General features: G+C 55.0%; 25 protein-coding genes. 4 read left to right on the top strand and 21 right to left on the bottom strand.

Annotated features, from left to right (window positions below; all coding sequences use genetic code 11):
* The first annotated feature begins 28 nt into the window (after positions 1–28).
* A complete protein-coding gene (locus tag ACW4YW_RS08060) occupies positions 29–1,153 on the top strand; it encodes an ABC transporter permease (protein ID WP_457137109.1) in 1,125 nt (374 codons plus the stop codon).
* Positions 1,154–1,286: 133 nt separating this feature from the next.
* Here the strand turns inward: ACW4YW_RS08060 and rlmF are convergent, their stop codons facing one another.
* From rlmF to ACW4YW_RS08040, 4 genes are read right to left on the bottom strand one after another with little or no spacing between them, the layout of a single operon-like run.
* Positions 1,287–2,300, bottom strand: coding sequence for a 23S rRNA (adenine(1618)-N(6))-methyltransferase RlmF (gene rlmF, locus ACW4YW_RS08055; RefSeq protein ID WP_457137108.1), 1,014 nt, complete (start codon positions 2,298–2,300; stop codon positions 1,287–1,289).
* A 19-nt stretch (positions 2,301–2,319) separates the two neighbouring features.
* On the bottom strand, positions 2,320–2,610 hold the full coding sequence (locus ACW4YW_RS08050) for a putative quinol monooxygenase (RefSeq protein WP_457137107.1): 291 nt from the start codon (positions 2,608–2,610) through the stop codon (positions 2,320–2,322).
* A 14-nt stretch (positions 2,611–2,624) separates the two neighbouring features.
* Entirely contained in the window at positions 2,625–3,221 is a 597-nt protein-coding gene (locus tag ACW4YW_RS08045) for a class I SAM-dependent methyltransferase (protein WP_457137106.1), read from the bottom strand.
* A gap of 23 nt (positions 3,222–3,244) precedes the next feature.
* Positions 3,245–4,210: an alpha/beta hydrolase gene (locus ACW4YW_RS08040; protein ID WP_457137105.1), complete on the bottom strand. Its 966-nt coding sequence runs from the start codon at positions 4,208–4,210 to the stop codon at positions 3,245–3,247.
* Between the two features lie 163 nt (positions 4,211–4,373).
* Between ACW4YW_RS08040 and ACW4YW_RS08035 the strand changes: the two genes are divergently transcribed.
* Complete coding sequence (locus ACW4YW_RS08035; protein WP_457137104.1) at positions 4,374–4,865, top strand: aminoacyl-tRNA deacylase; 492 nt, start codon at positions 4,374–4,376, stop codon at positions 4,863–4,865.
* Positions 4,866–5,005: 140 nt separating this feature from the next.
* Here ACW4YW_RS08035 and ACW4YW_RS08030 read toward each other — a convergent pair whose 3' ends face one another.
* The 11 genes from ACW4YW_RS08030 to ACW4YW_RS07980 form a co-directional block, all read right to left on the bottom strand.
* On the bottom strand, positions 5,006–5,542 hold the full coding sequence (locus ACW4YW_RS08030; protein ID WP_457137103.1) for a YaeQ family protein: 537 nt from the start codon (positions 5,540–5,542) through the stop codon (positions 5,006–5,008).
* 60 nt (positions 5,543–5,602) lie between these two features.
* A complete protein-coding gene (locus ACW4YW_RS08025; RefSeq protein ID WP_457137102.1) occupies positions 5,603–6,673 on the bottom strand; it encodes a helix-turn-helix transcriptional regulator in 1,071 nt (356 codons plus the stop codon).
* Between the two features lie 364 nt (positions 6,674–7,037).
* Positions 7,038–9,371 (bottom strand): N,N-dimethylformamidase beta subunit family domain-containing protein, encoded by a 2,334-nt coding sequence (locus ACW4YW_RS08020; protein ID WP_457137101.1) that lies wholly within the window; start codon positions 9,369–9,371, stop codon positions 7,038–7,040.
* 82 nt (positions 9,372–9,453) lie between these two features.
* Complete coding sequence (locus ACW4YW_RS08015; protein ID WP_457137100.1) at positions 9,454–10,602, bottom strand: porin; 1,149 nt, start codon at positions 10,600–10,602, stop codon at positions 9,454–9,456.
* A 49-nt stretch (positions 10,603–10,651) separates the two neighbouring features.
* Positions 10,652–12,289 (bottom strand): branched-chain amino acid ABC transporter permease, encoded by a 1,638-nt coding sequence (locus ACW4YW_RS08010; protein ID WP_457137099.1) that lies wholly within the window; start codon positions 12,287–12,289, stop codon positions 10,652–10,654.
* 2 nt (positions 12,290–12,291) lie between these two features.
* The gene (locus tag ACW4YW_RS08005; protein WP_457137098.1) at positions 12,292–13,179 is read right to left on the bottom strand and encodes a branched-chain amino acid ABC transporter permease; all 888 of its coding nucleotides are present in this window, start codon (positions 13,177–13,179) and stop codon (positions 12,292–12,294) included.
* Between the two features lie 4 nt (positions 13,180–13,183).
* On the bottom strand, positions 13,184–13,909 hold the full coding sequence (locus ACW4YW_RS08000) for an ABC transporter ATP-binding protein (RefSeq protein ID WP_457137097.1): 726 nt from the start codon (positions 13,907–13,909) through the stop codon (positions 13,184–13,186).
* Between the two features lie 47 nt (positions 13,910–13,956).
* The gene (locus tag ACW4YW_RS07995; RefSeq protein ID WP_457137096.1) at positions 13,957–14,673 is read right to left on the bottom strand and encodes an ABC transporter ATP-binding protein; all 717 of its coding nucleotides are present in this window, start codon (positions 14,671–14,673) and stop codon (positions 13,957–13,959) included.
* A gap of 36 nt (positions 14,674–14,709) precedes the next feature.
* Complete coding sequence (locus ACW4YW_RS07990) at positions 14,710–16,008, bottom strand: ABC transporter substrate-binding protein (protein WP_457137095.1); 1,299 nt, start codon at positions 16,006–16,008, stop codon at positions 14,710–14,712.
* Between the two features lie 348 nt (positions 16,009–16,356).
* Positions 16,357–16,611 (bottom strand): putative hemolysin, encoded by a 255-nt coding sequence (locus ACW4YW_RS07985; protein ID WP_457137094.1) that lies wholly within the window; start codon positions 16,609–16,611, stop codon positions 16,357–16,359.
* A 54-nt stretch (positions 16,612–16,665) separates the two neighbouring features.
* The gene (locus ACW4YW_RS07980; RefSeq protein WP_457137093.1) at positions 16,666–17,139 is read right to left on the bottom strand and encodes a hypothetical protein; all 474 of its coding nucleotides are present in this window, start codon (positions 17,137–17,139) and stop codon (positions 16,666–16,668) included.
* Between the two features lie 209 nt (positions 17,140–17,348).
* Here ACW4YW_RS07980 and ACW4YW_RS07975 point away from each other — a divergent pair, with 209 nt between their 5' ends.
* Positions 17,349–17,567 carry an antitoxin MazE family protein gene (locus ACW4YW_RS07975; RefSeq protein ID WP_457137092.1) on the top strand — a complete coding sequence of 73 codons (219 nt, stop codon included), beginning with the start codon at positions 17,349–17,351 and terminating at the stop codon, positions 17,565–17,567.
* Positions 17,567–17,890, top strand: coding sequence for a type II toxin-antitoxin system PemK/MazF family toxin (locus tag ACW4YW_RS07970; protein WP_457137091.1), 324 nt, complete (start codon positions 17,567–17,569; stop codon positions 17,888–17,890). The genes ACW4YW_RS07975 and ACW4YW_RS07970 overlap by 1 nt, the downstream gene beginning before the upstream one ends.
* Positions 17,891–18,006: 116 nt before the next feature.
* Here ACW4YW_RS07970 and ACW4YW_RS07965 read toward each other — a convergent pair whose 3' ends face one another.
* The 6 genes from ACW4YW_RS07965 to ACW4YW_RS07940 form a co-directional block, all read right to left on the bottom strand.
* On the bottom strand, positions 18,007–19,803 hold the full coding sequence (locus ACW4YW_RS07965) for a GmrSD restriction endonuclease domain-containing protein (protein ID WP_457137090.1): 1,797 nt from the start codon (positions 19,801–19,803) through the stop codon (positions 18,007–18,009).
* Positions 19,804–19,885: 82 nt separating this feature from the next.
* A complete protein-coding gene (locus tag ACW4YW_RS07960; protein ID WP_457137089.1) occupies positions 19,886–21,925 on the bottom strand; it encodes a M3 family metallopeptidase in 2,040 nt (679 codons plus the stop codon).
* A gap of 9 nt (positions 21,926–21,934) precedes the next feature.
* Positions 21,935–22,276, bottom strand: a complete 342-nt coding sequence (locus ACW4YW_RS07955; RefSeq protein ID WP_457137088.1) for a DUF4870 domain-containing protein — start codon at positions 22,274–22,276, stop codon at positions 21,935–21,937.
* A 47-nt stretch (positions 22,277–22,323) separates the two neighbouring features.
* The gene (gene ptsP, locus ACW4YW_RS07950; RefSeq protein ID WP_457137087.1) at positions 22,324–24,063 is read right to left on the bottom strand and encodes a phosphoenolpyruvate--protein phosphotransferase; all 1,740 of its coding nucleotides are present in this window, start codon (positions 24,061–24,063) and stop codon (positions 22,324–22,326) included.
* 44 nt (positions 24,064–24,107) lie between these two features.
* Entirely contained in the window at positions 24,108–24,377 is a 270-nt protein-coding gene (locus ACW4YW_RS07945) for an HPr family phosphocarrier protein (protein WP_309566893.1), read from the bottom strand.
* The gene (locus tag ACW4YW_RS07940; RefSeq protein ID WP_457137086.1) at positions 24,370–24,780 is read right to left on the bottom strand and encodes a PTS sugar transporter subunit IIA; all 411 of its coding nucleotides are present in this window, start codon (positions 24,778–24,780) and stop codon (positions 24,370–24,372) included. Before ACW4YW_RS07940 ends, ACW4YW_RS07945 begins: the two co-directional genes overlap by 8 nt.
* Positions 24,781–24,789 lie beyond the last annotated feature (9 nt).

Here is a 24,789-nt window from a genome sequence, read left to right as displayed (position 1 = left end):
GCCTGATTCCATTCGAGAGCATTGCCCCATGCGCCATCTAGCCAACATCTACCGGCTGGGTGTCAAGGAGCTCTGGAGCCTGATCCGCGACCCGATCATGCTGGTGCTGATCGGCTACACCTTCACGCTCATGATCTACAGCTCGGCCACCGCGGTGCCGGAAACCCTGCACAAGGCCCCGATCGCCATCGTCGACGAGGACGCTTCGCCCTTGTCCGCGCGCATCATCTCCGCGTTCTACCCGCCGCACTTTTCCACGCCGCCGCTGATCACGCAAAGCCAGATCGACCCGGGCATGGATGCCGGCGACTACACGTTCGCCCTGCATATCCCGCCCGATTTCCAGCGCGACGTGCTGGCCGGCAAGTCGCCCGCGCTGCAGCTCAACGTCGACGCCACCCGCATGTCGCAAGCGTTTTCCGGCAACCGCTACATCCAGGAAATCGTGCTCACCGAGGTCAACGAATTCGTGCAGCGCTACCGCAGCGCCACCGAACTGCCGGTCGAGCTGGCGCTGCGCATGCGCTTCAACCCCAGCCTGATCCAGGCGTGGTTCGGCGCCATGAACGAAATCATCAACAACATCACCATGCTCTCCATCATCCTCACCGGCGCAGCGCTGATCCGCGAGCGCGAGCATGGCACCATCGAACACTTATTGGTCATGCCGGTCACGCCGACCGAGATCATGCTGGCCAAGGTCTGGTCCATGGCCTTGGTGGTGCTGGTGGCCTCGACCTGCTCCCTGGTATTCGTCGTCGAAGGCTTGCTGAAGGTACCCATACAGGGCTCGATCGGCCTGTTCCTGCTGGGCGCCACCCTGCACCTGTTCGCCACCACCTCGATGGGCATCTTCATGGCGACGCTGGCGCGCAACATGCCGCAGTTCGGCATGCTGATGATCCTGACCCTGCTGCCGTTGCAAATGCTGTCCGGCGGCCTCACGCCGCGCGAAAGCATGCCGGAATTCGTGCAGAACATCATGCTGCTGGCGCCGACCACCCACTTCGTGGAGCTGGGCCAGGCGATATTGTTCCGCGGCGCCGGGCTGGATGTGGTGTGGGGTTCATTCCTGGCGCTGCTGCTAATCGGCACCGTGCTGTTCATCGTCTCGCTGACGCGTTTCCGCAATACGATCAGCCGCATGGCTTAGAACGGCTAACAAAACTCTCCTGGCGTTGTTGCCCTGCCTTGTCGTACTCATTGTACTGCCTGCGGCAGAGCGCCTAGCCAGGAGCGCTTCGCTGAGTTTTGTTAGCCGTTCTAGTAGATTATGGTGACACCGTCTACCAACGCTCGCGGCTCCATGCGCGCTGGCCGGCTTTGTCGTGAAACGTCCAGGCGACGAAACGGCTTTTCTTCTGCCCCTGGGCCATGTCGATGGTCTTCACCTTGTAAGCAGCCGCAGCCCTCAGGCCGCGGTATACTGCCGGCAACGTCGTAGCCTTGGATACCAGCGTGCTAAACCAAAGGCATTGCGCGCCAACCGCTGCGCTTTCCTTGACCATGCGACCGATGAACGCCTCTTCGCCGCCTTCGCAATACAGCTCGGCGGCCTGCCCGCCAAAATTGAGCCGGTTGCTTGGCTGATCGCCTGACTTACGGCCTGACCTGGCAGGTTGCATGTCTTTGCCCGCAGGCTTGCCGCGGCTGCGCTCCAGGTTATGCCACTTGCGCTGCGTCCCCACCATGGCCGCCGCCTGGGATGCATGGAACGGCGGGTTGCACATGATCAGGTCGAAACGCTCGTTTTCTTGCACTATCCCGGAAAAAACCGCCCCTGCGTTGCGCTGCAAGCGCAATTCGACAGCATCGGCAAGGCCCGGATTGGCTGCCACGATCCCTTGCGCATTTTCCAGTGCCTCGGCATTGATGTCGGTGCCGACGAAATGCCAGCCATATTCTCTCTGACCGACGATGGGATACACCAGGTTGGCGCCTGTGCCGATATCCAGCACCCTGACGTTGCCGCCATACGGCATGTTCCCGTCATTGCCTGCGGCCAGCAGATCTGCCAGGCAATGCACGTAATCCGCCCGGCCGGGAATCGGCGGGCAGAGGAATTGCGGCGGGATGTCCCATTCCGCGATGCCGTAGTAATGTTTGAGCAAGGCCTGGTTCAGGGTCTTGACCGCCTGCGCATCGGTAAAGTCGATGCTGGCATCCTGATATTGATTGAGCCTGACAAACGCGGCCAGGGCCGGATGGGCTTCGACCAGCAACGCAAAATCGTAGCGCTGGCGGTGCCGGTTGCGCGGATGCAGGCCGGATTTCTCGTCCGGGACGGAACGCTGGCTCATGGGCTGGTTGATGGACGCACTATCTTGCGAACTCATCCATGAGCAGGAATATCCCTTCCTGCCGCCGGTACTGGTTGATGGCCGGCACCAGCCGGCGGAAATGCTCGGTCTGGCAATGAATGTCCAACGCCGCCTGGTCAGGCCACTCCTCGACAAAAATGAAATGCCCAGGGTCTTTCTGGTCAGTGAACAGGTCGTACGCAATGCATAACGGTTCCTGCCGTGTCTTCTCGACCAGCTCCGCATAAAGCGGCGCTACCAGGTCAATATATTCCGGCTTGATAAAATCCTGCGCGATCACTTTCAACATGGCAACTCGTTCCTTCACACGTTGTTTGGCTTGGCGGCTATCGCCTGCACTACCGAGGCCAGGCCGGTATGGTAAGCGCCTTCCACCACCTCGCGCTCTACTTCCTGCAGCCACTGGAAAACGAATCCATGCAATTCGCGGCTCAGTATGGCTTGGGTCATCATGGCGTCCGCGTCCTTGCCGCCGCCGGTGTCGTATTCCAACTGCCCAGGCGTGTAGGCCTCCAGCAGGAATACCCCGCCGGGCTTCAGCCCCTTGACGATCTTGGGGAAAACAACCGCCTTCAAGGCCGACGGCATGGGACAGAAAATCGAGACGATGCCGTCCCATTGCTGCTCGCCGAAATCGAAACTGGCAAGGTCGGCATGGATGCATTCAATCTCGACGCCATTCTCCCTGGCAAGCTTCCCGGCCTTTTCCAGCCCGACGGCGGAACTGTCCACCGCCGTCACGGCGTATCCTTGCCTGGCCAGGAATACCGCATTGCGTCCTTCGCCCTCGGCAATACTCAGCACCCTGCCTTGGGGAATGGCGCGGAAATGCTCCGCAAGGAAAGTATTCGCGGCCTTGCCGTAGGCATAAGCCTCGGTACCGTATCGTTCGTCCCACATGGTGATGTGCTCCAGCACTATTGCTAATTCAACTTGCCGTCCTGGCGGATGAACCGCGCCAACACCGCAGCCAGCTCCGGCATGATAGGCAGCTCGGGCTGGGTATAGGTATTCCAGTTCTGCGCGCGGTCCGGCACCGATTTCTTGAAAATATGATTCATGCCGTCTATCGAGATGACTGTAGCCCTTTGATTGGCAGCCCCCAATAACCATGCATCCTCTGCATCCACCTGAATATCCGCTGTGCCCTGCACCACCAATATTGGCATCTTTAATTTGGCAATTTCTTTAGCCGGATCGTACTTGAACCACGAAATCAGATACGGCTGCACGCTGGGCCGGAACAATGCCTGCAGGGCGGGGTTCACCGGGTCTACCGTCTTTCCCTGCTTCAGCTTCTCGATCACAGGCAATGCCATGGACTGTATCTCGGCAGGCTGGGTAGCCAATTGCATCTGCAGCAATTGGTCGGCGGGCCTGCCCGGCCCGGCAATGGAAACAAAGTTCGCCACCTTGGCCTGCCGCGCAGCCAGCATGCCGAGCAGCGACCCCTCGCTGTGGCCGATCACGGTGACCTTGCCGAAGCGCTTGTCCCGCGCAAGCCATTTCACCCAGTCCCGCACGTCGGCAGCATATTGCTCAAAACGCAAATCCTCTTCCCTCGGCGCAGCACTCATGCTCTGGCCCACGCCGCGCTTGTCGTAGCGCAAACTCGCAATCCCATACTGCGCCAACGCGCCGGACAGCTGCAACAAGGCGTTGTGATGCAGGCCCGGCTGGTTGCCGTTTCGGTCTGTCGGGCCAGAGCCTGCCACCAGGAGGACCACCGGCATGCCTCGCTTCGCCTCGGGCACCAGCAATGTTCCCTCGATAACGCCGTTGGCGGTTTGCAATTGCACGACGGATTCCTCCAACGCCGAATATGCACGGCCGCTCATGCACAGCATCAGGCAGATAGCGATGAAAAAAGAACCTACATAAACGCGCATGGCAGGACTATTCTGGGATCGGGCGAAGGGTATGTATGCCATCAACAATGTGGCAACACATCCCATCATACCTCATTCGCCATTCCTCACTAGACCGCATGGAGCCAACGACCCGCAAAAATAGGGTAAATTCCTACCATCAAATACAAGATTAAGGATCATCATGACTTCACTCCTCTCTCCCGTCACCGACCTCCTGAACGCCCAGTCCATCCCGTTCACCGTCATTGAAATCCCGTTGAGTGAAGACAAGAAGCCGGTACGCAACCTGGAAGAGCTTTTGGAGAGCCAGGGACTAGACCCTAAATCGGTGGTGCGCAGCGTGCTGTTCCGCACCGGCTCGGACCAGTTCATCCTGCTTGCCGTTGCTGGCGGCGGCCGTGCCGACTGGGCGATCCTGCGCAACCACCTCAATGAGCGCAAACTGCGCATGGCGGAATATGACGAAGTGCCCGAGGCGACAGGCTACGTCGTCGGCGCCGTGCCGCCGGTCGCCCTGCCAGAGGGACTCAAAGTGTTAGTGGACAACAGCGTGAAGGATTATGAAACCGTGGTGATCGGCAGCGGCGTGCTGGGTTACGCCTTAGCGCTAAAAGGAGCGGATTTGCTAAAACTGTTCGGCGATGCGGAACAGGGCAGCTTTGCCAAGGCGTAAACAATCAAGAACGCAATAGCGAAATTTAGAGCGACTCACAAAACCCTCCTGGCATTGTTGCTCTGCCTTGCCGTACTATTTGTACTGTCTACGGCAGAGCGCCTAGCCAGGACCGCCGCACTGGGTTTTGTGAGTTGCGCTTATTTCCACTTTTCGCACTGCAATTCCACGCTGCGCTCGCCGTCGCTCAGCCATACCTGGCCGTCCTGGATCGTGCATTGCAGGATCATCGTGCGCTGCGCCAGCTCTGCCAATGCCTTGGTCTGCTCCTGCGGCAGGTTGAACACGCCCAGATTCCTGAGCCGCGCTAACGCATTGCGGTTCTGCTCGAACCACATCTCCGCCGTGCGGCCGCCATAGGCGTAGACCAGCACCTCATCCGCACGCCCGCAGGCCTTGCGGACCAATCTTTCATCCGGCAATCCCACGTCGATCCACTGCTCGATCTTGCCTGTGAGGTCCTTGCGCCAGATATCCGCCTCGTCGCCGTCCGTCATACCCTGGCCAAACGCCAGCAACTCATGCGCCTGCAATGCAAACGCGAGCAAACGCACCATCATGCGCTCATCCGTCTCGGAAGGATGGCGCGCCAACGTCAGCGCATGGTCGTTGTAATAATGCCGTTCCATGTCCGCAATCTGCAGATTGGCTTTGAATACCGTAGATTTGAGCGCCATGCACAACCCCGCCAAAAATAAGAGGCAGAGCTTAACGCAAATCTACTCGCCATGGCTATGTCATGTTCCAATCAGATGAAATGCCCGGCTGTCAGACCGCTGACTAGCTCTTTGTATGACCCGGTAAGATTGCATCCAGGTTTTCTGCGACTCAGAGAAGGAGGTGCTTCTGATCAAAGTGGCCATTTCTGCCTTATTGTTGACATTCAACTTGTCGTAGATCACGCGCAGGTAATACCGGACGGTAGTTGGTGACAAGTTAGCCGACCGAGCTATATCTTTATAGCTGGCTCCGGTGGAAAACGCTTTTGCCACCATCAACTCACGTTTTGTCAGCAAATCAATCCGTTGCCTTTCCCGAATAGCCAGAATACAGAAATCGCCAATGAATTCGTAATGCGCAATGATTCTGGCAAACTTGATTTCCGCACTTGGCGTCGCACGATTCATTTGCGCGATCATTTCTTTGGGGAGCGTCAGGCTATTCAGCTTGGGCCATTCCTGCCGCAGGACATCGAAAAAAGTATTATCCGCATCAAATATTTGGTATTGCCTGTCGACAATCGCTAGATAAATCGACTCGTCCTGCAATTTACCTTTGTACTGCTCACTGTAACGCATCCGGTTGCTTTCCCAGAATGCGCACAAATGCGGCATCAGGTACTTGTTGATCAAGCCTTCCCTTACGTTAAACCGTGGCGAACCATCTTCCCGATACAAGGATAAAAACACAAAAGCATTTTCAGAGGGAAGGTAATGCGAGGTACAGAAAGCCTGGGTCACGGCATGTTCGCCCATCAAGGTAGCCAGGCCTGGTGCCTCATCAAATGCCGGTTGGTCAAAGTAAACGGTCTGCGCAGGTTTGACTTCCACTGCTTTCGCCAGCGCATCATCGTATTTGAGTTCCTCCCACATCGGTACAAAGGAATCCGGCAAATTATGCAGATGCGATCCATGCAAACGGAAACTGACTTCGTTGGGAGACATGATGCCCCACCATGCGGTATCGAAAGGCAGGATTTCCTGCACTGCGTCCAATGCAAGTTCCTGGTATCGATCGATAGGCGCATATTCGGCAATATCATGCAATTTAAGCAATACGTTACTGAATGCCTCGACACTACTGGTCATGGATTGGCTCCCTTTACAATGTCCGGGCAGGACTCTATGTCATCGAATTGGGCAACCATGCACAATCTTGGGTCACCAGCATTTTCTCCTCCAGAAAATCCTTTTTAATATTTCTTATAAATCATTCAAAAACATGCACTTATATATTCACGCCAGCCTTTATCCCGCGCTCAATGCACTGATACGGCCTTTCGATGAGTAAATAAGCAATTAAGGTGCCAAAATTAATTTAAATCAAAGGGATAATTGAAAATTCGACTTGATAGAGACACAGACGTGAAAAAGCGCCAGCTACGCTGATGACGATGGCTGGCGAGGAGGAGGAACTGGTGAAAGTTAATGCACTAACTTATGACAATGATGCTCATCGCCATTGCTTTTCATGGGATATCCACATCCCTCCAGGAAGCGCGCCCGGTTTGATGAAGGCGTTGACCACATTGGAGAGAAGCTTGGAAATATTGTTGTCGAAATTATGGGCAGGCAAGGCCTGGCCAAATGCGATCGAGCCTGTCGAGAATACGCCTCCATGGTTGGGGGCTGTGAAGTACACGATATCCGCCCTGACCCTGTAATCCTGGGTGCCGCCGGTACCGGGGTACGCATACAACAGCTCTTCCGTGGACAAGACATAATTGTCGGTGTGACCACCAGAAGAGGCAATGATCTTGGCATGCGGCGGAGTCCCCAGGCTCAAGTCGTACCGATCCAGCTCGACCCCTGCCGCACCACCATGTGCCAGGCCGAAATCACCGAGGATTTCACCTTCGATGCCTTCCGTGATCCAGGAGACAGTCCGGTGGTAGCTATCTGGCATGCGCCGGAATGGACGACCCGTTTCAAAACCTTCGCCAATGAAGCCCACACCCAGCAGCTTTTGCGGCGCACGTCCCAGGTTCTTCCAGATACCGCTCTTCTGCCCGGTTGTCTGCAAATAATGCTCGCCCGGCCTGGCCGCCCAGGCACGCATGCCTGAATCCAGTTTTCTCACTTCCATGACCCAGGGTTCATCATCGCGATAGGCCACATTCCAGTAGTAGCCATTACCCCCCATGTAAATAAAGCGGCCGCCTTGCTCGATGAAATCCTCATGCGCATCCAGGATGCGCTCAGAGATATATTCCGGATGCGTGCCTGTCAGGATGCATTGATAAGGTGCCATGGCAGACAATCCTTCCAGATGGATATCTTCCTCGGTGATAATTTCATAGTCGTACTTCATGTGCTCCAGCCAGGCGACTATTGATAAGTCGGCAGGAAACTGCCAGGTTGATCCAAACCCGGACAAGCGGAACTTGGGCCGCATATTGACGATAGGGCGGTGATAGGAACTGAAGCATACACCTGCACCATCCATGTAACTGTCATAAGTCGAAAAGCCGAACTCAGGATTCTGATACATCTCGACATCAACTGCCGATATGATGGGAGGCCGCCCACCCATGGGCTGGACGATCTGGGCATCAAAACTCAGGTGCTCGTTGGCATAGGCAAGATAACTGCCAGTGGGGATCAATAATGCCAAGGCACTCTTCGGTTGTTTGGCACGCACAAAGAAGACGATGTATTCCTCATCCAGCCCCTGCGTAGTTTGTTTGTTATTGTCTGCCCGCAGCCGGATGGCATAGACGCCACTGCGCAAATCGTCGGGAATGCGCAGGCGCTTGGTTTGTTTCCAATTGCAGTCGATCATGGCATCGGCATGAAACTCGACCCCGCCATATTCCTGCGGCGCCAAGCGGAAGCTGTCATTACGTCCACTCCAGTTCCAGCCTGTCTGCCCGCGCACTGGCCGGTTGTATCCATAAGCATGCAGATCATTGCCAGACACATCAACCACCTTGTCACCAATGCCATTGTCGGTATAACCTGCAGTAGTATCCCAGTGCGCAAGCAACCCTTCGGAAGAGAAATGCTTGCCAGCTTTTATCTGGTCAAGCTCATCCCGAGAAAGCGCCCTGCCATACATGCCGGGCCGGTCAATTTTTCCGCAGTAGGTCTGGCTGACGAAATGCCCGCGCAGCTCATGCCAATCCTGCGAACCCGCCATGAGAAAAGGGATTTCCGGCAGATTCCTGGCCTTGAAGCGCATGACTTCCATCACATGCGAGCGGTAATCCAGCGGCGCAACCTTGCCAAGCAAGCTGTTATAGCGGTTGGCGACGCTCTCCTGGTACAGCGTCGCCTTGCCGGTTGCGGCATCATAGCTCACCGCGACGAAGTACCACATCTTGGCAACCAGCGGCACTTCTGCCGCGACATAATCCACTTCCTTGCCATCTCCAAGCCAGAACTCAAGCAGCCCTTGCTTGTTGATGCCAAGGCAGTAACCCTGGTTGTTATAGCAATCCCAGCGTCCCAATAAAGCTTGCCTCAGCCCAATGGCTGGCAGCGTCGGCCAGATATAGGCATAGAGGGTGAAGCTGCCATCATGCGCCAGCTTATTGGCAGGATCGGCAACCCGGAGAAATGAGCCTACCTGGGTAAACTGCTTTTCCACATCCCACTCGCCATTCACAGCACAAGGGATTTCCTGCTCAATGAAACCGGGCCCATCTGGATGGCCATCACCATGAATCAGGCGCACAAGTTGCGCAGCGACTTTTTTCGTACCATCGACATTCACATGGAATCCGATATCGTCACCAGGCTTGACGGAGATTTTGTCGGTATAGCCGAATATCTTGATTTGAGACATACATATTTCCTGACTGAAGAAAGCGTTTTAACCCGCTAACCATGCAGCCTGGAACCATCGTCGAGGGCCCCAGGCTGAGCAGTTAGAATTGCAACTGGAGACCAACGACAAACTTGTCGTAACTATCCTGATTTTCCGTCTTGTTCTTGGTATACACACCGCTGATACGCGCATTGTGGCCATCAATGATGTAGTTCAGGCCAATGTCGTATTCCCGGACATCCAGGCTGGCGTTACCGTCGGCAGCAAACTTTTGATAGCGCGTATAAGGCTGGAACTTTCCCCAGCCCACGGTCTGCGGGAACATCCAGGACACAATGCTAAGATAGGCCTTGCCTGCCTGCACGCGGCTGGCGCCATTGATATCCATCCCGGCCAGCACGGCATCGTTATCGAAGTCATAGCGATATGCCGCAGCCTCGACGTCCAGCACACCGCCGGGCAATACCTTTTCCAGCAGGAAGTCGACGTTGTAGCCGAGATAATCATCCTTGGCGGATACGCTACCGACCGCATCTTTCTGGTAGCGGCCGGAAAAGCCGAGGGAAAGCACGTCCTTGCCGAAATAGACGCTGCTGGTATAGAAACCAGGATCCAGGTCATGCTCCCAAAAGTCATATTGCAAACGGGCTGCATACATGAGGTTGTCGCGGCGATTGGGATCCAGCGCATTGTTGCCGGCAAATGCAGAAGCCTGGTTGCCTTCATAAATGCCGGCGGAATATACCAGGCGCTTATCCAGCAGTTTCCCCCAGAACAAGATGCCGTTGTCACGACCTGTCTGCTTATTCTGGTATTGCGAGACCACGCCGGGGAAACTCCAGCCATTCATGAAGAAATGCCCGTCCATGTTGACGCGATCGGAAGGCGGCAGCAGCAGGCCAAACCAGATGTTGAACTCCGGCATGAACTCCAGCTGCCCATAAGCGTCGATGACTCGGAGCGAATCTTCACCCATTTTGTCCAGTGTCACAGTGCCTTTGATGTATTGATTCAAGGAAGCAGAGAGATAAATACGCGCAATATCCAGATCGAAATCCTTGCTTCTGGAATGCTCATTCGGTGCGGCATCTTCCGTGCTGGTGAACGCTGTACGCACACCAAACCCCAGCGACACCCATTTATCCTCACCAAACTTGATGGTCCCGCCTGCTTGCGCATTGGAGGCCAGGCCAAGGCTACAGGCCAGCATCATGGATGGTAAAAGATTGTTTTTAAGCCTGTTCTTCATCACAAAATCCTTAATTAACGTGGTTGGTTTGCAGGTTTTGTTTTAGGCACTAACTCTCCATTAAGTCCTGTACACGCCGCACGAAGACAGCGTGATAGGCTTCTGTTTCTGATGTATAGATCTTGTCTTCCACCACCCGGGGCGGCACGCCGCGTTGGCCCGACATCGCGATGATGCGGTAGGCTTTGAACGGCTCGATGGCCACGAGCGCGTATTTGTCGCTTTGCGGTTGCCTGCGGAAATAGTTAAGCAGGCGCTCCAGAGGCTCGCTGTGTTGCCCGAGCGGGCTGCGCCTGTGCTCCTCGATGACTTCTTCACTTACCAAGGTCTTCAGGAAATCGCGCTGCATCTTGTCGAAACGGCGCATGAATATCTGGTCCTTGTCATGTGTTTCTGTAGCTTCTTCAGGTAACATTTCTCCACCTTTTTCTGCACGAGTTGAACGGTTTTCACTTTTCTTCTTGTTGCGCCAGGCGCGAAACTGCTGCTTGATCCCGAATACTCCGCCTTTCAGGAATAACACCACCAGCAGCATGATCAAGCCGATGAGGATCAACCGCAGGGGTCCCCATTCAATGAAGACCTTGTCGATCATCACGACCACCAACGTCCCGAACACGGCTCCTTCAGATCGCCCAATGCCACCAATGACCAGCATTGCCAGCCCGAGCAGGACTGCATCCATGGAAAACAGCGATGGAGAAGCGCCGTGGAAGTGGCTGGCATATACCCCGCCCAATGCACCCAATACGACGGAAGTGATGAGGAACACCTGGATACGCGCCCAGCGGAAGTTCACGCCTGTCGCTTCGGCAAAAGCCTCGCGCTTTTCCGGTGCCATGCGCAGAATGCGGCCCAGCCGCTTGCCCTGGATGAAGCGGAACATGAAAAGCACCGCGAGCATGACGGCAAAGCAGACGTAATAACTGATGGTCAGGCCACTGATTTCGCTGATGCCGTCGGGCAGGTAACTATCCGCGCCATAGACGCCACCGGTGGCAGAGCCAAAAGTACGTGACTGGATGACATAGACACGACACAACTCCACCAGCCCCAGGGTAAGCAAGGCGTAGTAGAAACCTTCCAGCCGCGTTGCCGGCAATGCAATCAATATGCCGAAGATCAACCCGATGGCCGACCCCACCATGGGCAGCGTCCACCAGGGCAAGCCGTAGGTCAGGGAAAGATAGGCCGCCCCATAAGCCCCAGCCCCGACAATGGCCATGGAGGCCAGCGAGAAGATGCCTGCGGTACCGATCACCAACGTCCAGCACAGATTGATCGCGGCATAGATGAAAAACACGGCACCGGCATTGAGCAATGTGCTTTCCAGGCTGCCCGGCATCACCAGGGGTGCTATCAACAGCGCAAGAAAGCTCAGCATCCAGTACACCGGGCGACGGTCGAGAATGGTTTTCTCCCGGCGCAGGCTCTTGGCGTTGTACTCACCGCGAATGTTTAGGATGCGCCTCCGGGTGAACGGGTAGCGCCAGCGATGCCAGGTCCTGGCCCCATGCCCGGGAAATTTATAGTAATAGCGTAAACGTCCTACCTTATAGAGCTTCTGCTTTGCCTTGACCGTTTCAATCCAGGGCGTGATGGGAGAAGTCCAGGAAAGGGTGGGCGCGCTGTCCACCTCTTTCTTGACGCCCCAGTTGGCGATGGGATTTTTCCAGAGATTTGCCATGATTACGCCTCGCGTTGTTTATCGAGAATGCCGGCGATACCGCGCGGACGGATGATCAGCACCAGTATGATCAGCAGGAACTGGGTGATCAGGATGTATTGGCCTCCAAGGATGTCGGCCGTGAGTGCCTCATTGACGCCTATCATGACGGCAGCAATCATCGCTCCGCCGACACTGCCCAGCCCGCCGCACAACGCCACGCTCAATCCTTTGATCAACGGCGTAACGCCAGAAAACGGACTGACGAAATACGTTTGCGAGAGCAGCACGGAAGCGAGACCGGCCAGGCCCCCTGTCAGGGCCATGACATAAAACCCTGTGCGCCTGACGCCGATACCCACCAGCGAAGCCGCATGCGGATTCATCATCATGGCGCGGATTTCGAGCCCGCGGCGGCTGGAGCGCATCCACCACAGTGCCAGCGTGAGCATGAGGATGGAGGTCAGGATGGCGCCGCCCTTGTCGGCCGTCAGGACAACTTCGCCCATCTCCAGCTCCCAATCGCCAAACAGGGGAGGCAATGTTTTCGATTGCGGGCCAAAGAAATAAAGCAGCGCCTGGGTGCCGATCAGGCTCAACGCCAGCGATGCAATCAAGCCGCGCACCGTGAAGTTGGGTTTATCGTGGATGGGAATGAAGGCAACGGCGCACACCAGCACGCCGACCAATGCCCCGGTCAGGATGCCGCCGAGGATCACGACCGGGCCCGATGAGGAAATATACTCACTCACCAGCCATGCTCCATAACCTGATGTGGCAAAGGTAAAGCCATAACTCATGTTGATCAGGCCCAGGCTGGACCAAGTAATGGACACGCCGATGGCCAGGGTGCCGTATATGCAGGCCAGCGTAATTGCCGTGATGGCAACAAAACCGATATCAATATCCATGGCCTTATATCTCCTTCTTTGTTTCATGGGCTAGCGAAGTGGAGGCCTCGCCTTTCAGTTTCCCCACATGCATGCCAATTACCCTGTCCACCTGCCCTTCCAGCAAGGCCATGTTCTGTTCTGCAATGATCATCGCGGAATGGCCCAACTGGATTTCCATCAGGGCCTTCATCACCCCTTTGCCAATCTTTGGGGCCAACCCCAGTGACGGCTCATCCACCAGCAACAGCGATGCATCCGACATCAGACCCCGCCCAAGCGACACCATGCGCCGCTCTCCGCCAGACAAACGCCCCACCGGAGTACCCATCAATTTCCGTAGCGGGGGAAATATCTCCAGGATCTTCTCCTTGCGCGACTTGCGGTCGCGCCATGCCGCAGGCGTAAAAGCACCGCTATCCAGATGCTCTTCCACCGTCAGCCCTGTAAAGATTTCGTCCCCTTGCGGCATCAGCGCCAGCCCCTGCCTCACCACCAAGTGGGTATAGCGTCCCGGGCCCTGGCTGCGGGTGCCGCCTACCTCCTTGCCGTTGAGCTTGATGGAACCGCGCTGCCAATCCGTCATGCCTGCAATGGCGGAAAACAGGGTGGATTTGCCATGCCCGTTCAAACCCACGATGCCGATGCGCTCACCGGCATACACCACCAGGTCTAGGTCATGAATGACCCGCATCGGCCCCCAGCCGGCGGAAAGCCCCTGGATATTGAGGATTTCTCTTCGCTCACTCACAACACGTCCCCCATTGAATCTCTGCATTCATCATCGCGCTCATGCCTTCACTCGACATTCTCGAAATAGGCGGCATGGACTTGTGGATTGGCCAGGACACTGGCGAGGGAGCCTTCGGCAATCTGCTCTCCTGCGTCCATGACCATGACCCTATCCGCAATCATTTCCAGCAACTCCATGCGATGCTCCACAATGAGGATGGACACGCCCATTTCCTTTGAAAGCATGCGCATCAGGTGATCAAGCTCATCGACTTCGGAATTGATCAGGCCTGCGGCCGGCTCATCCAGCAACAGCAATGGCGGGCGCCGCATCAACAGGCATGCCAGTAACAATTTGCGCCGGTTCAGCGTTTCCAGCTCACGGGCATACTGGTCAAAATCCACCTGCAGATTCACCAGGTCCAGCCCCCACTCGGCATCATGGCTGGTGAGATATGGCAGGTACGCCTGGCGTGCCGCCTTGAGCACCTCACCAACCCTGAGCTCGTCCGGCACCAATGGTGTCTGGTAGGTACGCCCGATACCAAGGCGTGACCGTCTGAACAACGGCATGGAAGTCACATCCTGCCCTTTGAAAATCACTTGGCCGCTTTTGGGAAATATGCGCCCACTCAACACCTCAAACAGGCTGGTCTTCCCTGCCCCGTTCGGGCCGATAATGCCCATCACCTCACCCTTTTCCACGGAAAGGGAAATACCTTTCAGGATTTCCCTGCCGCCAAGCTCCAGCTTGATGTCTCTACCTTCAAATAACGCTGTCATCACCCATACCCATCGAATCGTTTTTAAAAGCCCGGGTTACATCCAGGGAGTTGGCTTGAAGTCGACTTCCTTGAGTTGCGGCGGGTAGATGATCTTGTGTTGTCCACCCTGGACCTGGAAATAGAGCTGGCTCATGCCGCTATCGATACTTTGAGTACCCAGCGGGAAATGACGCGCTTCCTGTCTGGCATTGCCCATGTACGACCAGCCGCAGACACCACGGAATGCGGTCTTGCGGAGATAGTCGTTCACAGCCTTGAAATCATCGGGATTGCCAACAGTATTCCAGGCCTGCGCCAGCATATTGACGATGTCATAGCCGCCACCGGTGTAGCACAGCCCCATCGTCTTCGCCGGGAAACGCTTCTGGTATTTATCGCGGAAGGCCTGGCCTTTCTTGTCGGCGTAAACTCCAAGCACCGTGCTCCAGACAAACCCCTCGGCCGCCTTCCCGGTCAGTTCCAGGAACTCAGGCTGCGACGGGCCGTATTGCAGGTAAATCAGTGTTCCCTTGAGCGGGTTGGCACGGAACTGCTTGCAGAACGCCGCATACTCGGCAGCCACCCAGTGATCCATCATCACCGTGCCAGCGCCGGTCTTCTTGATATCCCGGATCACGCTGCCCCAATCCTGCACCGGGTACTGGATATCCGTCACCTTGGCCAGCTCGAAGCGGCTCTTCTTCAGCGCCTCCTGGCAAGCACGTGAAATCGTCTGGCAATATGCAATCTGCTCCTGGACGATATGCACCTTGTTGTTCTTTGGCTTCCAGCTGCCGCTGTCTTCCAGGGTTTCAAGAAAGACCGGGAAAGTTTCGCCATAGAACACCTCGGAAGGATCCATCTGGAAAATGTGGTTGTACTTCTCGGGATATTTGGCGACAAGGTCGGTAGCCGCACGCTGGGTATTGCCATTGACGTAAGGACACTTGTAATTGACGGAGGCATCCATCGCAGGAATCGGCACGAACAGGAAAGGCGAACTGATTGCATGCACCTTCAGGTCAACCAGCTTGCGAATAGACGCCTGACAGCTTTCTGCCGATAAAAGATCGACATCAATCGGCCTCAGCTCCAACGGCCGCCCGAGAATGCCACCATTGGCATTGATCTCTTCCTGCGCAAGAACGGAGCCATTCATGTGATCGGCATGATCGGCCACCCCTGCGGCAGCCGTCGTCGAAATCGTCAGACCCAGTACGATAGGCTTGCCAGTGGGCTTCTTTGGTGTACCGCCATCAGCGGCGGCGGCGATAGTACCAATAGGGGCTGCTGCTGCGGCAGAAGCCGCTGCCAGCATTTTCATGATCCGCCGACGCTCAAAATTCGTATCCATACTGATTTCCTCGCTCGTGACTTGAAATAAGATGAGTCAAAGTCTAGCGACCGGAAAATCAGAAAAACACCGTTCAAATGTACGGTCTATGAGCAAAAAATACAGAAAATCGCATGGCAGTACATGCCGCTTCTGAAGGCGTGTACCACCTATCGGTTGAAACAATGCCTATATAGCATTCAAGATATGCTGCGAGAAAAGATAATGAAGGTGACGCCTATACAGCGCGAATAAAGGAAAGAATGAAAAAAGTGCAAGCATGCGCCAGAGGGTAACGCCGAACCTAGCCTCTAGTTCTGAAAAGATAGGGCTGGCATGAGTTTATTTATAAATCAAAAAGTTGCACCATCACCCTTTCGGAACAGGATAATCGCGCCGGAACAACTCCCACTCTTCAACGACCGTGCCATCCGGCAAATGGCACATGCCGATCGTCCCGCCAGACGCATCCTTCTGGAACTCGATCTTGCCGCCCTGGTTGACGCAATAAACAGAAGCGGGATTCGCCATGTCAAGCTTAGCGGGCTTTTGTCCACTGCCGGAAGAACAGCCTGCCATGACAGAACATGTCATCAGGAATACAGTGACTCGAAAAATCATCATTCCCCTTTCTGGGTTAACCAGTGAACGCCATATCGCATCATGGTATGCAATTGTTTACTTGATGATCATCCGGCCTTTTTCAAGAATCGGGGCGGATACATCCGTTGGAGCATTGCTGGCGATGCTCAACTGAGAGATGGTATAGCGCAACACCGGTTGCAAAGGCACGCCTGCATTGCCGAGAATCGCGACCTGCAATTCCGGATCAAGCGGCTGCTCCGCCAGCTTGTACCGTGCATCATCCAGCTCTATCACGGCATGATCCTCCAACACCCTCGCCGCCTTGATCAATGGCTCGATCCCCTCCTTGGAAAACAGCAGGAAATCCAACGAGAACAGCGGTGAATGGGGCTGATGGGTATCAACAGCCTCTCGCGGAGGCGTTTGGCTGCGCAAATCTTGTGAGGAAGCGATTCTCCAAGGCCATATCACTATCCGGGGGCGAACCTTCTTGGGATGGCCAACTCCAACCGACAACGTCGTTCCACTTTCGATACGACTACGAATGGCAGCAATGACATCGTCCATGGGCTTGCCTTTGAGATGATAAATATCATGATACTGTAGCACCGTCGCTGCATTGCTTGTTATTCAGGAGTAAGAAATCATGCTTCCAGAGATGCCTTGAAATAGTGACAAAGATTGGCCTATGGTTCGGATTGCAAATAATCCGCCCTGTGTTGCATGTAAAACTAAATGGGAATACGATGTTGCATGTAACACTTCAGGAGATCAACATGGCAAGCATAGTAAATGATCGGGTGAGAAAACACCGGGACGCTTTGCGTATGGCGGGTCTGCGCCCAGTGCAAATATGGGTGCCAGACACGCGCAAGGCTAGCTTTGCTGCAGAATGCAAACGACAGTCGCAATTGATCACCAAGGCAGAATCAACCGACCAGGATGTGACCACGATGCTGGATCAAGCGCTTGAAGGTATTGAAGGCTGGGAATAATGCGCCGTGGAGACCTGATCACCATTGCCTTGCAAGGCGAATTCGGCAAGCCCCGTCCCGCCTTGGTGATTCAAGCGGATCAATTCAATGAACACCCCAGCATCACCGTGCTACCCGTCACCAGCGCATTGGTGGAAGCTCCACTATTGCGCGTGACCATCCATCCCGACAAGAAAAATGGATTGGATAAACCCTCGCAGATCATGATCGATAAATCCGTCACCATTACAAGAAGTAAAGCCGGGGAAGTGTTCGGCAATGTTGATGCCACTACGATGGTAGAAGTCCAGCGCTGTCTGGCAGTATTTCTTGGTATTGCTTGATATCAGGCGATTAATGATCGCTCTGATCCTTGTGCTGATTGCTTTCGCGAAGCAAATCTACTGAGCTTGATATGCGGCACAATGCCCCTTGGTTATTGCGCCATACTTGAGCTAACTCAAAGAGACCAGTAATAATGTTTGATTTTCTGAGCCATCAACTTACGGCGCATGGCTAGGAACACCTCAAAATTCTCGGGTTTATAAGCATCTAGAGCTTCGGGAAGGCAATTGGCGGAAAGATTGGCCTTTAGTGCTTCAAGACATGTGATAGCGCCATAACGTGGCTCCCCACTTTCACACTGAGAAAATACATCAGCCATATAGACAGCAGGTGCAGTATCACCAACCTTTATATTTACCTCTTGCTGCACATATACATAGTTTGCAACCTGATTGTACTTGCCTTTTTCCAGCCCTTGATTTTTCAAAAAGTTTCTTGGGAATATGTGATGAATATCACCATGATGAGTAAGCATATCCCTCACTGTAATATCCTTGGATAAAAACCCCTTATCTCCACGATGGGCCTGGGCGGCCCAGAACACTTTAATGGCTGGCGCATTGATAGATGATGTGGTTAACGCTTGAGGCAACCCAAAATCCCAGAATGCATCAGAGAGTTCAGCAGTCTCAATTTCCTGCAACACTTCAGCAATATGGCGATCATTTACCGCTTTAATATCTTTATCAAAGCGAGATTCTGGAGAACCAGAGTATCGCCCTGTGAGCAAAGACATCACAAACCAACGGCGTATCCAACCTTCAATATTAGGGTTATTACCCAAATCACGCTTGAGCTTCAGATAAAGCACATAAGCAAAATTTAGTACATTGATTGAACCGATCATAGAACTATCGACATAACCGGCTGACCTGATAATCATCAGAAATCGTTTGAAATGGATTTCATTGATAAACTCCATCACCCCTTCTCCAAGGGTTCTGAAAGATTTCTCTTCGATTTCCTTTTCATAACTACGAGTTTCAAAATTACGACCAGATAACAAGCCCACCAAATCAGATAGACGTCCACGATTAAATTTTGTGGTAAAAGCTACCCGCAGCATATCTGAGTAGCTGGGATCATATAAGTCATCATTTTCACTACGTAACCACCGCATGGCTCGAAAATAATCACTTTGCACAAAGGCTTTGTCATTATTTTCTATCTGTGTATAAAATTCCGGTGCAATAGAAAGATGACAGAAGTAATCAATTGCTTTCCGCAGCATATTGCCATTGAACTCTTCATTGGCAGCAATCTTCGACATGGCAAAATCTGCCTGACTAAGCACGACACCTTTTGAATTGATACGAATGAATATCTCAGTAACAGTTTCAATATCTAGATCTGCTGCCAGCTCTATCAAACCAATTTGTTTCTTTGTGATCTCACACAGCTTATCCAATCGATCATAGAGAAGGTCTTCATCGACATCTGGGTTAAACTCCAGATAATCTCGTCCAACTTTATGAACTTTCAACTCGCCATTAACAATAGGTGCAATATCTGGAAACCACGCTTTATCTTTCTCAATCGCTGGGTTGCTTACTTCAAAACGCTCCTCAATTGGATGAAAGGCAATACGAATCCGAACACACTGATAATTCTGGTTAACTACCTGTTGTCCAGTAATAGCCGCTGTTAAAGCAGTCACGCGCTGCTGACCATCAATCAATACCTTTTTGCCCTCAGCTAACGATCCATCCTTTAGTTTCACAGTGGGATTGCGCCAAGCAATGACATAGCCCACAGGAAAACCTTGATAAAGACTGTCCATTAAATCCCGAACTTTGGAAGCATCCCACACAAAGGGACGCTGAATTTCAGGGATAGCAACTTCACCGGACTTTACCCAGCTAAGCACAGTTTCAATCAAATGCTGATTAACAGAATATTTCTGCGACATCATTACGTACAAGCCCTTAAAGAATTAGATAGATAGTTTTGAAACTATCAATGCGAAAGTACCGTAATTCATTAGTTGATTCTCTTTAAGCCGTCATCCCGTTATGCCGCAGCAAGGCATCAATGCTCGGCTCCCTGCCCCGGAACGCGATGAACGATTCCAGCGCAGGACGCGAGCCGCCTTGCGCCAGTATCTCATTCCAGAAGCGTTTCCCTGTTTCCGCGGAAAGCACGCCGTTTTCCTCGAACATGCTGTAGGCATCGGCGGAAAGCACTTCCGCCCATTTGTAGCTGTAATAGCCGGCCGCATAACCGCCCGCGAAGATATGCGAGAAGTTGTTGGGAAAACGGTTCCACTTGGGCGGGCGCACCACGGCGACTTCGTCGCGGATGGACTCGATGAGCGTGAGCGCGGTGGTGGTGTCGTATTCGCTGAAATCGGAATGCAGGCGCATGTCGAACAGGGAGAACTCGATCTGGCGCACGGTCTGCATGCCGGCCTGGAAGTTCTTGGCGGCGACCATCTTGTCAAAGAGTTCTTTTGGCAAGTGTTTGCCGGTATCGACGTGCTTGGTCATATGGCGCAACACGTCCCACTCCCAGCAGAAGTTCTCCATGAACTGGCTGGGCAATTCCACGGCATCCCATTCCACGCCCTTGATGCCGGACACGCCGTAATCCTCGACACGGGTCAGCATGTGGTGCAGGCCGTGGCCGAATTCGTGGAACATGGTGATGACTTCGTCATGCGTGAACAGGGCTGGCTTGCCGCCGACCGGCGCGGAGAAGTTGCAGGTGAGGTAGGCCACGGGAATTTCGACGCCTTGGCTCTTCCTGCGGCGGGTGATGGCTTCGTCCATCCAGGCGCCGCCGCGCTTGTTGTTGCGCGCGTAGAGGTCGAGATAGAACTGACCGACCGGCTCGCCTGCCGGGTTGGTGATTTCGTAGAAACTGACGTCCTTGTGCCAGACCGGCGCTTGCTTCTTGCGCACCTGGAGGCCGAAGATGGTCTCGGTGACCTTGAACAGGCCTTGCAACACTTGCTGCTCGGGGAAGTATTGCTTCACTTCCTGGTCGGAGAACGCGTACTTTTCCTCGCGCAGCTTCTCAGAGGCGTAGGCAATATCCCAGGCTTGCAGCTCGGGCAAGCCCAGTTTCTCGGCGGCATATTGATTGAGTTCCTGCATGTCGCGCTCGGCGAAGGGCTTGGCGCGCTTGGCGAGGTTGTTGAGGAATTCTTCCACCTGGATCGGGGTTTCCGCCATCTTGGTGGCGAGCGAGGTTTCGGCATAGTTGCTGTAGCCCAGCAATACGGCAGCCTCGTGGCGCAGCGTGAGGAGTTTGCTGATGATCTCGGTGTTGTCCCATTCCGGCTTGCCGAATTCGGAGGCGCGGGTGGCGTAGGCACGGTAAAGCGTTTCGCGCAGCTCGCGGTTGTCGCCGTATTGCAGCACCGGCATGTAGGAAGGGAAGTGCAGGGTGAATTTCCAGCCGGTTTTTTCATCGGCCTTGGCGGCTTCGGCCGCAGCTTGCAAGGCGTCTTCCGGGATGCCTTTTAATTGGGCTTCGTCCTCGATGAACAAGGCGTAGTCGTTGGTGGTGTCGAGCAGGTTTTCCTCGAACTTGGCGGCCAGGGTGGAAAGCTCTTCCTGAATCGCCTTGAAGCGCGCCTTTTTGTCTTCCGGCAATTCAGCGCCGCCGAGGCGGAAATCGCGCAGTTCGTTATCAACAATCTTGCGCTGGGCGGTGTTGAGCTTGTCGTAGTCCGCACTGGTACGCAAGGCGCGGAACTTGGCGTACAGGCGCTCATCCTGCGAAAGGTCGGCATAGAACGCGGTCAGCTTGGGTAGGTTCTCGTTGTAGGCTTCGCGCAATTCGGGGCTGTTGACGACGGCATTGAGGTGGCCGACTTGCGACCAGGCGCGCGAGATCTGCTCCTCGAAGTCTTCCAGCGGCCGCACGAAGCTTTCCCAGGTAGGCGGCGCGGATTCTGCCACCAGCGTTTCGACCAGTGCCTTGCCCTTTTCCAGCAAGTGGTCTACCGCGGGGGTGACGTGCTCGGCCTTGACTTGGTCGAATTGGGGCAGGCCGGAAAAATCCAGCAATGGGTTGTTGGCAATGCTCACTTGGAATCCTTAACTAATCAATCGCAATGTAAACGGGTAGCGGTATTCCTGCCCCTGGCTCGCGGCAATGGCGGCCAGCACGCACAGGATGAGGTTGGCGATCCAGAGGATGCCAGCCAGCACGAAACCGACGAGTATCACCATCAATATGGAGCTGATGGCGTACCCTATCAAGAGGGTGATCTGGAAATTCAGCGCTTCGCGCGCTTGCTCGCTGATAAAGGGACTGCTGTCCTTTTTCAGCAGCCAGACGAAAAGTGCGGGAAACAGGCTGAACACCGTGCCCGCCAAATGGGTGACCACGGCGATGTTCTTTTCGTCCGCGCTGGGAACCGGAATCAGGTTGCTCATGGTGGAATCCCCCTCAGAAATGAATGACCGGAACAGCAGTATATGGACTACTGATTGAGTTTTTCCAGCAAAGGTTCGATCTTGTCCATATCGTAGGCGTTCATGATCTTGCGTGCCAGCGCGGCAATGGCCTGCAGCTCGGTCTGCAGCACCTGGCGCTTGATGGTCAGCACGTGCGACGGATGCATGGAGAACTGGCGCAGACCCATGCTGAGCAATAGTCGCGTGAAATTGATGTCGCCCGCCATTTCGCCGCACACCGATACCGGCTTGCCCAGCTTGTTGCCGGCCTTGATCGTCATCTCGATCAGCTTGAGCACGGCAGGATGCGACGGCTTGTAGAGATGCGATACCGAGTCGTCCGTACGGTCGATCGCCAAAGAATACTGGATCAGGTCGTTGGTGCCGATGGAGAGGAAATCCAGTTCGCGCGCAAAGGCCTCTGCATTGATGGCCGCGGCAGGAATCTCGATCATGCCGCCCAGCTTGATTCCCTCGTCGAATGGGACGTTTTCCGCGCGCAGGCTTTCCTTGGCGCGTTCCAGCAAGATGGTCGTCTGCCTCAATTCCAGCAGCGACGACAGCATGGGAATCAGGATCTTGATCTTGCCGTAATGCGATGCGCGCAGGATGGCGCGCAACTGGGTATGGAAAATCTGCGGTTCTGACAGGCACAGGCGGATGGCGCGCAAACCCAACGCGGGATTGGTGCAGCTGCGCGCGGCATCCGGGTTCATCTGCTTGTCGGCGCCGAGGTCGAGGGTGCGAATCGTCACCGGCATGCCCTTCATCATTTCCGCTACCGTGCGGTAGGCCGCGAACTGCTCTTCCTCGTCCGGCATCTCGCGCCGGTTCATGAACAGGAACTCGGTACGGTAAAGCCCAATGCCGGTAGCGCCCACCGCCTTGGCCTTGGCCACGTCGGAAGGCACTTCGATGTTGGCGTGCAGCTCGACTTCAACCCCGTCCAGGGTCACCGCCTTGGTCAGCTTGAGGCGCTTGAGCTTTTGCTGCTCCAGCTCCCATTCCTCCTGGCGCAGGCGGTATTCGGCCAGGGTATCCTTGTCCGGGTTGACGATGACGATGCCATGGTTGCCGTCGACGATGATGAGCTCGCCGTCGCGGATCAAGTCGCGTGCGCGGTGCAGCGCCACAATCGACGGGATGCTCAGGCTACGCGCGAGAATGGCGGTATGCGAGGTCGCGCCGCCCACGTCGGTGATGAACGCGGCGAACTGGTGGTGCTTGAACTGGATGGCGTCGGCAGGCGAGACGTCGTACGCCACGAGGATCTGCGCGCTTTCGTCCGGGCGCACCGCCTCGCTGGGATGCCCAAGCAAGACCTTGATGATGCGCTCCACCACCTGCACCACGTCCTGCTTGCGCTCGCGCAGGTATTCGTCCTCGATCAGCTCGAATTGCGCCACCAGCTCGTGCATCTGCTGCTTCAATGCCCATTCGGCATTGCACAGTTCCTGCTCGATGATGGCCTTGGGCTCTTCCGACAAGTGCTTGTCGGCCAGGATCATCAAGTGCGTGTTGATGAAGGCCGCCAGCTCGGCCGGCGCGTTGGCCGGCAATTGCTCGCGCACCGTTTCCAGGTCGTGCCTGACGCGTTCCAGCGCTTGTTCGAAGCGGATGATTTCGGCGACCAGCGCCTTTTTCGGGATCTGGTAATGCACCACCTCGACCAAGGCGTTGGTGACGAGGTGGGCGTTGCCGATGGCGATGCCGCCCGACACGCCGACGCCGTGCATGGAGAAACTGACCTTGCTGCTCTGGGCCATGGAAGGTTATTCCTGAGGGGGGAGGAAAAACATGGTCGGGACGGTTATTCCGGCTCGCCGAAACGGTCGTTGATGAGCTTCACGAGGGCGTCCATGGCGGCCTGCTCGTCGCTGCCGTTGGTTTCAAGCGTCACCTTGCTCCCCTTGCTCGCCGCCAGCATCATCACGCCCATGATGCTCTTGGCGTTGACCCGCCTGCCATTGCGCTCGATCCAGATTTCGCAGGCATGCTGGCTGGCCGTCTGCGTAAGCTTGGTCGAAGCGCGGGCGTGCAAGCCCAGTTTGTTGATGATTTCTATTTCTTGTTTAATCATGATGCTTACATGCGTCCTTGGAAAAATGTACCACCCCGTCACGCCCACCGCTGATGGATTTCTCCACCAGGGTCATGATGCTGTTGCCCTGCCGGTAGGTGAGCGCGCGCACCAGCATCGGCAGGTTGACCCCGGCCACACCTTCGACATGGCCCGGGATCAGCAACTTCGTCACCAGGTTGCAGGGCGTGGCGCCGTAGATATCGGAAAGTATCAGCACCCCTTGCCCCTCGTCCAGCTCCCTGATCATTTGCTGGGCCTGCGGCAGCAGCCCGCCCGGGTCGTCATGAGTGCCGACGCCTAGCTGCCTCAACAGCGGCGGGCGCGAACCCATGACGTGGCTTGCACAGTGAATCAGGCTTTCGCCCAGCGTTCCATGGGCAATGATGAGTATACCTATCATGCTTTGTAT

Source organism: Methylobacillus pratensis, assembly GCF_054072455.1.
This window is presented reverse-complemented; position numbering and strand designations above follow the sequence as displayed.

Coding starts and splice junctions, on each gene's coding strand:
- ACW4YW_RS08060 (WP_457137109.1), top strand. CDS start 29: ATGCGCCATCTAGCCAACATCTACCGGCTGGGTGTCAAGGAGCTCTGG.
- rlmF (WP_457137108.1), bottom strand. CDS start 2,300: ATGAGCCAGCGTTCCGTCCCGGACGAGAAATCCGGCCTGCATCCGCGC.
- ACW4YW_RS08050 (WP_457137107.1), bottom strand. CDS start 2,610: ATGTTGAAAGTGATCGCGCAGGATTTTATCAAGCCGGAATATATTGAC.
- ACW4YW_RS08045 (WP_457137106.1), bottom strand. CDS start 3,221: ATGTGGGACGAACGATACGGTACCGAGGCTTATGCCTACGGCAAGGCC.
- ACW4YW_RS08040 (WP_457137105.1), bottom strand. CDS start 4,210: ATGCGCGTTTATGTAGGTTCTTTTTTCATCGCTATCTGCCTGATGCTG.
- ACW4YW_RS08035 (WP_457137104.1), top strand. CDS start 4,374: ATGACTTCACTCCTCTCTCCCGTCACCGACCTCCTGAACGCCCAGTCC.
- ACW4YW_RS08030 (WP_457137103.1), bottom strand. CDS start 5,542: ATGGCGCTCAAATCTACGGTATTCAAAGCCAATCTGCAGATTGCGGAC.
- ACW4YW_RS08025 (WP_457137102.1), bottom strand. CDS start 6,673: ATGACCAGTAGTGTCGAGGCATTCAGTAACGTATTGCTTAAATTGCAT.
- ACW4YW_RS08020 (WP_457137101.1), bottom strand. CDS start 9,371: ATGTCTCAAATCAAGATATTCGGCTATACCGACAAAATCTCCGTCAAG.
- ACW4YW_RS08015 (WP_457137100.1), bottom strand. CDS start 10,602: ATGAAGAACAGGCTTAAAAACAATCTTTTACCATCCATGATGCTGGCC.
- ACW4YW_RS08010 (WP_457137099.1), bottom strand. CDS start 12,289: ATGGCAAATCTCTGGAAAAATCCCATCGCCAACTGGGGCGTCAAGAAA.
- ACW4YW_RS08005 (WP_457137098.1), bottom strand. CDS start 13,179: ATGGATATTGATATCGGTTTTGTTGCCATCACGGCAATTACGCTGGCC.
- ACW4YW_RS07995 (WP_457137096.1), bottom strand. CDS start 14,673: ATGACAGCGTTATTTGAAGGTAGAGACATCAAGCTGGAGCTTGGCGGC.
- ACW4YW_RS07990 (WP_457137095.1), bottom strand. CDS start 16,008: ATGGATACGAATTTTGAGCGTCGGCGGATCATGAAAATGCTGGCAGCG.
- ACW4YW_RS07985 (WP_457137094.1), bottom strand. CDS start 16,611: ATGATGATTTTTCGAGTCACTGTATTCCTGATGACATGTTCTGTCATG.
- ACW4YW_RS07980 (WP_457137093.1), bottom strand. CDS start 17,139: ATGGACGATGTCATTGCTGCCATTCGTAGTCGTATCGAAAGTGGAACG.
- ACW4YW_RS07975 (WP_457137092.1), top strand. CDS start 17,349: ATGGCAAGCATAGTAAATGATCGGGTGAGAAAACACCGGGACGCTTTG.
- ACW4YW_RS07970 (WP_457137091.1), top strand. CDS start 17,567: ATGCGCCGTGGAGACCTGATCACCATTGCCTTGCAAGGCGAATTCGGC.
- ACW4YW_RS07965 (WP_457137090.1), bottom strand. CDS start 19,803: ATGATGTCGCAGAAATATTCTGTTAATCAGCATTTGATTGAAACTGTG.
- ACW4YW_RS07955 (WP_457137088.1), bottom strand. CDS start 22,276: ATGAGCAACCTGATTCCGGTTCCCAGCGCGGACGAAAAGAACATCGCC.
- ptsP (WP_457137087.1), bottom strand. CDS start 24,063: ATGGCCCAGAGCAGCAAGGTCAGTTTCTCCATGCACGGCGTCGGCGTG.
- ACW4YW_RS07945 (WP_309566893.1), bottom strand. CDS start 24,377: ATGATTAAACAAGAAATAGAAATCATCAACAAACTGGGCTTGCACGCC.
- ACW4YW_RS07940 (WP_457137086.1), bottom strand. CDS start 24,780: ATGATAGGTATACTCATCATTGCCCATGGAACGCTGGGCGAAAGCCTG.